Source organism: Staphylococcus intermedius NCTC 11048 (assembly GCF_002902385.1).
In the GTDB taxonomy this organism is placed as follows: domain Bacteria; phylum Bacillota; class Bacilli; order Staphylococcales; family Staphylococcaceae; genus Staphylococcus; species Staphylococcus intermedius.
Genome location: NZ_PPQH01000059.1, coordinates 1 through 9246 on the forward strand (window position 1 = coordinate 1; position 9246 = coordinate 9246).

Sequence of the window (9246 nt, forward strand, 5' to 3'; positions counted from 1 at the left end):
GTGTTGTATCTTCTTTTACCTCATTTTTATCTTCTACGGGTGTTGTATCTTCTTTTACCTCATTTTTATCTTCTACGGGTGTTGTATCTTCTTTTATCTCATTTTTATCTTCTACAGGTGTTGTATCTTCTTTTACTAAACTGTTACTTTTAGCATGAGCTTCATTACTCATTCCAAAAATTAATGTACTACCTATCAAAATTGATGCTACACCATAAGTGAATTTTCTTATGGAATATTTATTGTTTTTCATGTATTTCAAACTTACGTTCCTCCCTTTTAACTATTATTTTTTCTTAATTATACAATATAATAGGAATTGTTAAACTATTTTTTTAGTTTTAATGAAGGAAAATTTAAAAAGAGGTAAGAAAAATGGAATCCAAAAAACATATTATATTTGATAAAAATACAAGAGAATTAGAGACTGAAATATTAAATGAGTTTTTAAAAAGTTTAGATACTTTTACCACAACTCTTAAAACCTACGTGTCAGTTTTGGAGTTATATGGCATAAATTTTGTTCTTTAAATGGCACAAAGCAGGTAGACAATAAATGTTTACCTGCTTCGTTTTATAATATTTCTCTAATTATTCTATAAATTGAAGTCCTACTTAATCCCGTCATTTGAGCAATTTCTTCACCTGTATATTTATCACTATCATATAGTTGTTTAATATATTGCTTTTGGCTTTTTTCAATTTTTTGAGGTCGTCCTCCTTTCCTACCTTTTTCTCGAGCAGCATTTAAACCATTTGATGTTCTCTCTTGCACTAGAACTTTTTCGGATTCTAGTAGCATATTGAATACTTTAATAAAGTATTGCCCATAGTCATTTTGAGTATTTATATTTAGATTAAGTACTTCTAAATGAAAGTTTTTCGATATTATTTCGTGGTCTAGGAAGTTTATAAACTGTTTAGGCGTTAAGCCTAAAGCTTTCAAATCAGTTATAACTAAAATGTCGTTCTCTTTTAATTCTTCTAAGCAACTTTTAAGTTCTATTTGCTCTTTACTATAAATATTTACTTTTTCAGAAAAAACTAAATCACATCCATTGATTAATAAATGAGTTATCTCGTTATCTAAATTTTGATCAGTATAAGGTACACGCGCATATCCTATTTTTCTCATATGCCACACCCCTTTCAAATTACTCGTTTTCTCCTATTAATAAGCCATCTCGAGCAGTTTCTATCACTTCAACATTTATTTTATTTAATTCGTTAATCTCCATAATTCGTATGATTTGAGAAAAGAGTCTTTGTACTAATCTGAAATTACCATTAGTAATTTTTATTACTGTATTAATAGATTCATAATCTTCAAAATCCTCATAGCTTAAAGGTAAGGAAAGCTCATCCCATCTATATTCTAAAACATGTTTTAATTCGTCATTGCTTAATTTTTCAAATTGATGGCTGAAACCAATACGGGAATATAATTGAGGATACCTTGATAACCGTTTTTCTATACCTGGCATACCGATTAATACAACACCAATATCAAGCTGATCATAAATATCTCTAACAATTTCCAATGTTTTATAATTTAATCTATCAACTTCATCAATAATAATTAAATCAATTTCATAATTATCTGGTTGCAATCTAACAAGTTCTTCTAATCCATTAAACTCCTCTTGCTTTTTCAATGATCGATACCCAATTTTTCCTAATGTTAATTCACTAGCTAGGTTTAATAGTTCTTTATAAATTCTTGAAGGTCTAACTGGAGGTGCTGTATAAAAAATCGTTTTACAATTTAAAAATTGATCATCGTGTACATTACTTCCTTTATCATCAGCTTTTTGGAATTCAGTAATGATTGGGTTTACATAGTCCCAATTTGCATAATATTGTGCAGAAAATGTTTTACCTACACCAGGATTTCCGTAACAAACTCCCATGTATTTATATTTAGCGCAATTATCACAAAATTCTTCAAATCGACGATACTGTTTCGTTTCAACAAAAATTTTATTAGTCATTTTTATACCTCTTTAGTTTTGACTTTTTAATTTGTTTAGCGCTATTAATTGATTCTTCATTTGATGGTTTAGTGTGATTGAGGTTTTGAACGAGGTGACGTGTCCGAGTAATGCTTTTTCCTAATTCTCTTTTCTTATTTGCTCTTAGCCTTTCTATTTCTTTTATACTTATACTTTGGTTTTCTAAATCACTGCAATATGCAATACTTAAAAATTGATTGTTTAAATAGACTCTAATTTCTGAAATATCTTGAGGATCATATCTTATAAAAACTTCTTCAGTTATATAAGCAATGAGATTAGTGGAGAAATATCTTAATCCTTTAAAATAAATACCATCTTTGTGTATTTTTCTAGGTTTAGTTGTAGTTAATAGTAGTAAATCTAATAATTCTCTCGATTCAGGTAATTGGGGGAGAAAGTCTGGTTGATTCCATTTTTGTATTGGTTTTTCTTTTGTTGTTCCATGTTGACGATAATGATACTCATTTAATACAAAGTGTTCAAACTTATTATTAAGGTCTTCCAAAGTAAGATGTTTTCTTGATTTTTTATTTTTGGTATAACCAGGGAGTAACTCAAGAAACATTAAATTAATTGTTTGAAAAAAACGTTCTATTTTTCCTCTGCCTTTTGGTATACCTATTTTGGAATATATCAGTTCGATTTTGAGATTAGCTGACACTTGTTGCATATGTTCTGAGGTATAGTCTTTGCCGTGGTCAGTATAGAATTTTTCTGGTATCCCACAAATTGGCCAATTTGAATTTCCCTTTTTCCATATTGCTTGTCTTAGAACAAGTGCTGTTCTCTCGGTATCTGGTGTTCCAAACTCTATTCTAAAACCTGCAATTGCTCTGCTATAATCATCTAAAACGATTGTTAACCAAGGTCTTTCAATTTCATTCTTTTCATTTAATACTTCTATGTCTAACATGGTATGGTCGGCTTGCCAAATTTCATTAGGGCGTTCGCACTCACGTGTGTATATACCATCGTATTTTTCAGCATATTTTTTTGAATTCATATTTGAATAAGCTTTTAAATTTTCAGGTATTCGCTTAATGATATTATAAACTTGATAATAGCTAGGTTCAGAGAGTGCCTTATTGTTACACCACTGTTTTGTTTTACGGTGTATAGAAGCTATAGAAATTCCTCTGTTACTAAAATACTCATTCTGAACAAAGCTGATAGTATCTTCATCTATCTTTATACGATTTCTGTCTTTTCTCGTTTTATCTATAAGACCTGCTAATCCATCATTTTTGTATCTACTAATCCAATTATAAAGTGTGCGATTCGGTACTTTTGCTGATTCACTAACTGCTCTTACTGATTTTAATTTTTTAAAATAAGGTTCAATTATATAATACCTTTCCATAGCTTTTTGACGTTCTTCTTCGGTAAAGTCAGCTAAATTTTTAATCATTTCAGCACCTCCATTAAAAAAAGGAAGCATACTTTTATGCTCCCTAATTTAATTGTTAATGATACGGCATTAACAACACCCTTTATTATTCTGTTGATCTTTATTTGTATTCTCTTTTTTGCTCTCTTTATTTTCTTCAATCTCCACGGAACAACAAGCTTGTTCTTTAGGTTTTAATTTAGAAATAGCTTTTTTAAATGCGTTTTTTTCCATTTTAACACCTCCTTTAATTGTTATTTAGCAACCACATGATGTATCGCAACATTCTTCTAAATCAATTGCTTCTTCATTTTCATTGATAAATTCAAAGACATCTTTATATGGATTTTGCTGTAATATATTAAATGTTTTTTCACATACAAAGGCTCTTTCTCCACGCTCAAAAATATGATTATCATCATCTTCAATGTGTTTAAATGGTCCTTTGTATATAACAGATTGTCCTTTATCAATACAAGGACCTTCTTTGCCTTTATGAGCTATAACGGTCATACTTCTAAAGTTAATATCTTCTATAGTAGTCCATGTATTTTCGCGTTTATCTATTTCCACCCCATAAAATCCTACCTTTTCGAAAGCTTCAACAAAAGATTTTTCTTCAATAGCGCCTGAATAGCAACCACTCCATAATTCTTCGTCTTGTCTCAATTGTTCTGGAACTTCTACGTTAGAAACAATATCTGAGATAACAGCTTTTCCACCATCTTTTAAAACACGATAAATTTCTTTGAAAAGTGCCTCTTTTTCTTCAGTTGAAACTAAGTTTAGAACACAGTTAGATATAACCACGTCTATGCTATTATCTTTTATCATAGTCATTTCGTTTTCTAAGTAATTAATATATTGATTGATAGATTGATAAGTATTTAAATCGCTAGCAGGGTGTTCTTGTAAATATTTATCCAATACTTCTAAATCTAATTTTAAATTTTGAATCTTTCCTTTATAAAAACTTACATTGTCATAACCAATTTTTTCAATCATTTGATTCTGATATTTTTTAGCAAGATTTAACATATCATCATTCATATCTACGCCAATAACTTTACCTGTTTCACCGACAATCTGAGAAACTATATAAGGAACTTTACCTCCGCCAGAACCTAAATCCAAAACGGTATCTCCTTCTTTAATCTTGTCTAAAGGATCGCCACAACCATAATCTTTTTCTATGATTTCATCAGGTATTATTTTTAAGTATTTAGTATCATACTCTACTGGACAACATAAATTTTCTTCATGATTTTTTGCAGCATTTCCATATCTACTGATTACTGATGCTTCTTGATTCATTAATTTATCCCCCTTAAATTTAAACAATCATATTAACAATTAATCCGGTAGCAATAGCTACAACTAAAATTGCGATAACAAATGATATTACAAATTTTTTCTTGAATAACTTAGATAGTAATACAACTTCTGGAATACTTGCGCCAGTGCCACCAATGATCAACGCCACAACTGTTCCTAGTGACATACCTTTTGATACTAATGCTTCCGCTATAGGCAACATTGTTTCTGGTCTGATGTACATAGGAATACCGATAACAGAAGCAATCAAGACCGATACAAAACCATCGCCACTTGCATACTTAGCTATAAATTCTTCTGGTATGAATCCATATATGAAGGCGCCAATAAACACACCAATAAATAGATAAGGTAACATTGGGTATAAAAACGCCCACGCATCGTTTAATGCTTGTTTAAAACGAGACCCTGTTTTATTAGCAAAAAATCCGTCTCCTTTAACATTAACTCCTTTATAACTGTCAGCTAAATTCATTTTTGAAAATACTAAACCTGTTAAAATACTAAAAATTGCTAGTACTACAAAATAAACAACAGCAACTTTCCAACCTAATAAAGCCCATAGCATAAACAGCATTAATGGATTCATTAATGGTGAAGCAATCAAGAAACTCATTGCTGGACCAAAAGGTACTTTAGAATTTAATAAACCTGCGAGTATTGGGATCGTCGAACAAGAGCAAAAAGGTGTAATAGCACCAAATACCATTCCCAATATGTAATTAATAGCTTGATTTGGTTTACTCAAAAGTCTTTTAATTTTTTCTTCTGAAACAACTTGTTGAATTAGACTTACAATAAAGCTCACGATTATGAATAGTACTAACAATTCAAAAAACAACATTAAAAATGTTTTTATGAATTCTATAATTGAATCTAACATCAGTATAACGCCTCCGAATTTGTTTAATCAACTTTTTTTGATTAATATATCAAAAAAAGTTGATTAATATTATATTAAAAGAAGATACTTATAGTATCTTACAACAAGTATCTTCATTTAAAACTACCTGTATTTGTTGCTCATTAATTTTATAATAGTTCCATGTACCATGCTTTTCAGCAATAAGAATATTTGCATCTACTAATTTTTTCAGATGATAAGAAAGTTTAGATTGTTTTAATTCTAATAATTCTTCCAAATCACATACACACAAAGATTTTGTATCACTTTGACGTATTGAATGCAAAATTTTAAGCCTAATTTTATCAGCAAGTGCATTAAACATCTGTTCATAAAAATCTAATTGTTCTTCCTCAGTCCTGTTAGGATTGGATTTAATAACTTCCATTGAAAGATCACCTCTCTTATATTTAAATATCTCTATTTTTGTTTAAGTTTTTGTATTGCTAGATTAAAATGAGTTTCTGTTATTTTACCATACATATCAGTCTCTCCTTTAAAAAACTCTTTCTTCATATATATTATAGCTTCTTTTAAAGTGACTTCTCTTGATATCATAATTAAATTTAAATAACTAACAAAATAATCAACGGATAGTGTACTTGCATGATTTACTCTCATAAAATAGAACTCCTTTATAAAATACTAAAACAATACATCAACTTTTTTTGATGTATTAACTATAAATTATTATTTTAACTTTTGCAAGATAATGATTTGTGTAATTTAGGGTGTACCCTAACCGGACAATAAAAACCCCTTGTAAAATGCTGTTTCTGTTTGTATGATTAGGGTGTATGAGAAAGGGTGTTAAAAATGATAGTTGGATATGCAAGAGTTTCGACCATTGATCAAAATTTAGATAGGCAAATTGAAAATTTGTACTCTTTTGGTTCTGAGAAAATTTTTACAGAAAAACAATCAGGTAAATCTATAAAAAACAGACCTGTTTTTCAAGAAGTATTAAATTTTTTAAGAATGGGAGATCGTTTGATTGTCGAATCTATTGATAGACTAGGAAGAAATTATGATGAAATAATTCAAACAGTTAATTATTTAAAAGATAAAGAAGTTCAATTAATGATAACGAGTTTACCTATGATGAATGAAGTGATTGGAAATCCACTGCTTGATAAGTTTATGAAAGATTTAATAATTCAAATTTTAGCAATGATTTCAGAACAAGAAAGAAATGAAAGTAAACGTAGACAAGCTCAAGGTATTAAAGTAGCCAAAGAAAAAGGGATATATAAAGGGAGACCTGTTTTGTATTCTCCCAATGCTAAAGACCCACAAAAGCGTTTGGTTTATTACCGAGTTGTTGAATTACTTGAACAAGGTAAATCTATAAGTACTATAGCTAAAGAAGTAGGTATTACACGCCAAACTATATATAGAATTAAAAACAGTAGATAAAAGTATATAGACATAAATCTATATAGATGGTAATCTATTAAATGACTAGGAGGTATATTAATGTCTTATAAAGAACTATCAACAATATTAAAAGTTTTATCAGATCCAAGTAGGTTGGAAATACTGGATTTACTATCTTGTGGTGAGTTATGTGCTTGTGATTTGCTAGAGCATTTTCAATTTTCACAACCTACATTAAGCCATCATATGAAGTCACTAGTAGATAACGAGTTAGTTACTACACGAAAAAATGGTAATAAACATATGTATCAACTTAATCATGAATTTTTAGATTATATTAATCAAAACTTAGATATCATTAACACATTTGACCAACGCTGTGCATGTAAAAATATGAAGTCAGGTGAGTGTTAATGACAACTTTAGCAATTGTGATTTTTCTTTTAACTTTAATCTTTGTGATATGGCAACCGAAAGGTTTAGATATTGGTATTACAGCTTTAATTGGAGCTGTAATTGCTATTATTACAGGGGTCGTAAGTTTTTCTGATGTATTAGAAGTAACCGGTATTGTTTGGAATGCAACTTTAACTTTTGTAGCTGTTATTCTTATTTCATTAATATTAGATGAAATTGGTTTTTTTGAATGGTCTGCGATACATATGGTCAAGGCCTCAAACGGTAATGGCTTAAAAATGTTTGTTTTTATCATGCTACTTGGGGCAATTGTAGCAGCATTTTTCGCAAATGATGGTGCAGCTTTAATCTTAACGCCCATTGTATTAGCGATGGTAAGGAATCTAGGGTTTAATAAAAAAGTGATTTTTCCCTTTATTATTGCCAGTGGTTTTATTGCAGATACTACATCACTTCCCTTAATTGTAAGTAATCTAGTTAATATTGTATCTGCAGATTACTTTGATATTGGATTTATTGAGTATTTTAGTCGCATGATTATTCCTAATATATTCTCTCTGATTGCTAGTATCCTCGTTTTATGGTTATATTTCAGAAAATCTATACCTAAAACATTCGATACAGAAAATCTTATGGCGCCTAAAGATGTAATTAAAGATCCCAAATTATTTGAGATTTCATGGATTGTATTAGCAATATTACTTGTGGGTTATCTTGTTAGTGAGTTTATTCAAATACCTGTATCAATCATTGCTGGTATTATTGCTTTTATCTTTGTACTATTAGCTCGTAAATCTAAAGCAGTTCATACAAAGCAAGTGATTAAAGGCGCACCGTGGAATATCGTTCTATTTTCTATTGGTATGTACTTAGTTGTATTTGGATTAAAAAATGTAGGTATCACAACAATTTTAGGCGATGTATTATCCAATATTTCAAGTCATGGGTTATTTAGTAGTATCATGGGTATGGGCTTTATATCAGCCTTTTTATCATCAATTATGAATAATATGCCTACAGTTTTAATAGATGCTATTGCTATTGGACAATCTAATGTAGTAGGAACTATTAAAGAAGGTATGGTTTATGCGAACGTCATCGGTTCAGATTTAGGACCGAAAATTACGCCGATTGGTTCTTTAGCAACATTGTTATGGCTACATGTTTTAACGCAAAAAGGCGTAAAGATCTCATGGGGAACATATTTTAAAACTGGAATCATTATTACTATACCAGTACTATTTGTAACACTCTTAGGTTTATACCTTACACTAATCATATTTTAAGAAAAGAGGAATTAATTATGGATAAAAAAACAATTTATTTTATATGTACAGGAAACTCTTGTCGTAGCCAAATGGCTGAAGGGTGGGGAAAGGAAATATTAGGTGAAGATTGGCATGTCTATTCTGCTGGTATTGAAACACATGGTGTTAATCCTAAAGCAATAGAAGCTATGAAAGAAGTAGATATTGATATATCAAACCATACATCAGACTTGATTAATTGTGATATCTTAAAACAATCAGATTTGGTCGTAACGTTATGTAGTGATGCAGACGATAATTGTCCTATCTTACCACCAAACGTCAAAAAAGAGCACTGGGGTTTTGATGATCCAGCAGGTAAAGAGTGGTCAGAATTCCAACGTGTTAGAGATGAAATTGGGAAAAAAATAGTGGAATTCAAAGAAACGCTCGCTTAATGCGAGCGTTTCTCAGACTGTAGACAAACTATCGTTATAACATTAAAAATATAACGGTAGTTTGTTTTTTATAAGCTTTTCAATAATATGTATAAAAATATTCAAA

Annotated in this window: 13 protein-coding genes; 4 read left to right on the forward strand and 9 right to left on the reverse strand. The window is 29.9% G+C overall.

The genetic code is table 11. The features are described 5' to 3' along the window. The 9 genes from CD138_RS11640 to CD138_RS11680 form a co-directional block, all read right to left on the reverse strand. The coding region (locus tag CD138_RS11640) for a YSIRK-type signal peptide-containing protein (RefSeq protein WP_103265990.1) at positions 1–253 on the reverse strand (253 nt) is incomplete at its 3' end. 321 nt (positions 254–574) lie between these two features. After that, entirely contained in the window at positions 575–1135 is a 561-nt protein-coding gene (locus tag CD138_RS11645; RefSeq protein WP_019168761.1) for a recombinase family protein, read from the reverse strand. A gap of 19 nt (positions 1136–1154) precedes the next feature. Next, positions 1155–1991, reverse strand: a complete 837-nt coding sequence (locus CD138_RS11650) for an AAA family ATPase (RefSeq protein ID WP_019168760.1) — start codon at positions 1989–1991, stop codon at positions 1155–1157. After that, complete coding sequence (locus CD138_RS11655) at positions 1984–3423, reverse strand: TnsB C-terminal domain-containing protein (RefSeq protein WP_026066869.1); 1440 nt, start codon at positions 3421–3423, stop codon at positions 1984–1986. Before CD138_RS11655 ends, CD138_RS11650 begins: the two co-directional genes overlap by 8 nt. A gap of 69 nt (positions 3424–3492) precedes the next feature. Further along, positions 3493–3636: a hypothetical protein gene (locus CD138_RS11660; RefSeq protein WP_009384753.1), complete on the reverse strand. Its 144-nt coding sequence runs from the start codon at positions 3634–3636 to the stop codon at positions 3493–3495. Positions 3637–3660: 24 nt separating this feature from the next. Then, positions 3661–4716 (reverse strand): methyltransferase domain-containing protein, encoded by a 1056-nt coding sequence (locus tag CD138_RS11665; protein ID WP_019168758.1) that lies wholly within the window; start codon positions 4714–4716, stop codon positions 3661–3663. A gap of 19 nt (positions 4717–4735) precedes the next feature. Continuing rightward, positions 4736–5620, reverse strand: a complete 885-nt coding sequence (locus CD138_RS11670) for a permease (protein ID WP_103265989.1) — start codon at positions 5618–5620, stop codon at positions 4736–4738. 88 nt (positions 5621–5708) lie between these two features. Further along, positions 5709–6029 (reverse strand): ArsR/SmtB family transcription factor, encoded by a 321-nt coding sequence (locus tag CD138_RS11675; RefSeq protein ID WP_019169165.1) that lies wholly within the window; start codon positions 6027–6029, stop codon positions 5709–5711. Between the two features lie 32 nt (positions 6030–6061). Next, positions 6062–6262 (reverse strand): hypothetical protein, encoded by a 201-nt coding sequence (locus CD138_RS11680; RefSeq protein WP_019169164.1) that lies wholly within the window; start codon positions 6260–6262, stop codon positions 6062–6064. A 195-nt stretch (positions 6263–6457) separates the two neighbouring features. Between CD138_RS11680 and CD138_RS11685 the strand changes: the two genes are divergently transcribed. Genes CD138_RS11685 through arsC form a run of 4 tightly spaced genes read left to right on the forward strand, consistent with a single transcriptional unit; the run spans position 6458 to position 9140 of the window. Continuing rightward, positions 6458–7057 (forward strand): recombinase family protein, encoded by a 600-nt coding sequence (locus tag CD138_RS11685; RefSeq protein WP_019169163.1) that lies wholly within the window; start codon positions 6458–6460, stop codon positions 7055–7057. A 60-nt stretch (positions 7058–7117) separates the two neighbouring features. Beyond that, on the forward strand, positions 7118–7432 hold the full coding sequence (gene arsR / locus CD138_RS11690) for an As(III)-sensing metalloregulatory transcriptional repressor ArsR (protein ID WP_019169162.1): 315 nt from the start codon (positions 7118–7120) through the stop codon (positions 7430–7432). Further along, positions 7432–8721 (forward strand): arsenite efflux transporter membrane subunit ArsB, encoded by a 1290-nt coding sequence (gene arsB / locus CD138_RS11695; protein ID WP_019169161.1) that lies wholly within the window; start codon positions 7432–7434, stop codon positions 8719–8721. The genes arsR and arsB overlap by 1 nt, the downstream gene beginning before the upstream one ends. 17 nt (positions 8722–8738) lie before the next feature. Beyond that, entirely contained in the window at positions 8739–9140 is a 402-nt protein-coding gene (arsC, locus tag CD138_RS11700) for an arsenate reductase (thioredoxin) (protein ID WP_019169160.1), read from the forward strand. Positions 9141–9246 lie beyond the last annotated feature (106 nt).